The organism is Pseudomonadota bacterium, from assembly GCA_016195085.1.
In the GTDB taxonomy this organism is placed as follows: Bacteria; Pseudomonadota; Alphaproteobacteria; order SHVZ01; family SHVZ01; genus JACQAG01.
The window spans coordinates 1-1,396 of sequence record JACQAG010000081.1; the positions used below are offsets into that span (position 1 = coordinate 1).

Below are 1,396 nucleotides of genomic sequence, written 5' to 3' on the forward strand. Positions count from 1 at the left end.
GAATCCCGAGCAGGTGGACGTGCAGGGCGGGCTCTCGATCCTGCGCCTGCTCGCCGACCTGCAGGAGAAGTTCGGGCCGCCGTCGGTGCCCAAGCTCACCGCATGGTGTGCGGGCCTCGTGCGCCAGTTCGTCGACGGGCTCTGGCATCTACCGCTGCGCCGGTCGCAGATCGGCCAGCTCAACAAGGTTTCGCAGGAGGGCGATCTCATGCAGCTCCTCGACCTCGTCGACAACGAGAAGATGCGCGAGATCGACAGGCGGGCCTTCGATGCCGCGCACGAATCGTACGTGAATGCCGAAGCGGAAATTGTCGAGATCCGGAATGGCCGGGCAGCGCGGGCCGAAGCCGCACGGCGCGACGGAAAGGAGGCTGCGGCAATTACCGCGGCGTGCATGTCCGGCGTCATCGGAGTTTGCTCCCTCGTGTTCAAGCTTCTCTGATGGCCGGAAAACCCGGGTCCGGAGAATTCCCGAAGCGCAACCCGGTCACGACCGTGACGTCGGCGGCGGGTGTCCTTGCGGTCGTCGCATGGCTTGCGTGGAACGTGCCCTGGCTCTGGCTGTTCGCAGTGGCGGGGCTGTTGCCCATGCTCGCCGCCTATGTCGTCGATACGACCAGGGAGAAGAACGACACGATTGCCGTCGGAACCTTGAGCGTAAGCGCCATGTTGCCGTTTCTGCTCGACGGACTTACGCAGGCAAGCCATTCGGCGGGGCGTGAAATTCTGGGCAGTCCCTTCGCATGGCTTACGGTCTATGCAGCGGCGCTGATTGCCTATGCGATGAGCTGGATATTTCCGGTTTCCGTCAATGCGATCTATGAGGCGCGGGCCGAGGCGCGCCTGCGCCATCTTCTGCGCCACCAGCAGAACCTTGTCGCCGAATGGGGCGAGCGCGTGCGCGAAGAGTTCCCGGGGCGGGGTGGTGCCTAGGCGCGGCCCTTCCGGAAGGCGACGGCCGAGATCGGGCTTGACAAAATAGTCTTCTTATCCTAATTAACGGTTTGTGAATCCTTAACAGCGTACACTCCTGCGCTTTTGTCGGGCCTTCGATTCGGGAGGCTCGGCAACGAGGAAGGGCAACCGTTCGTTCATGGCCGAGCCTGCCAACATCGTCGAGCCGGAAGAGAAAGCGGCACCCGCGGGGCCGTCCGGCCCGGCCGTGGCGCTCGGCAACCGCTTCTCGATCTTCCCGTCCACGCCGATAACCGAGATGTCCTCGGCGACGGTGCGCGCCTATGCCGCGACCGACACGCGCGATCCCGGCCTGCCGCGCGTCGCCCTCGTGTGCGGGCCCGAGCTGCCCGCGCGCCTCGAGGGTGCCAAGGCGATGAAGTCGATCGATCGGCCGGGCTTGCTGCGGCTCTACGATTTCGGCCTCGTCGACTGGCCGGGC

3 protein-coding genes are annotated in these 1,396 nt (G+C 65.1%); all 3 read left to right on the forward strand.

Features of this window, described 5'->3' with window-relative positions; all coding sequences use genetic code 11:
* On the forward strand, positions 1 to 442 hold a 442-nt coding region (locus HY058_21350; protein ID MBI3499853.1), incomplete at its 5' end, for a hypothetical protein.
* Positions 442 to 933: a hypothetical protein gene (locus HY058_21355; protein ID MBI3499854.1), complete on the forward strand. Its 492-nt coding sequence runs from the start codon at positions 442 to 444 to the stop codon at positions 931 to 933. The genes HY058_21350 and HY058_21355, both read left to right, overlap by 1 nt.
* A gap of 160 nt (positions 934 to 1,093) precedes the next feature.
* Positions 1,094 to 1,396: hypothetical protein (locus HY058_21360; GenBank protein MBI3499855.1), on the forward strand; the 303-nt coding region annotated here is incomplete at its 3' end.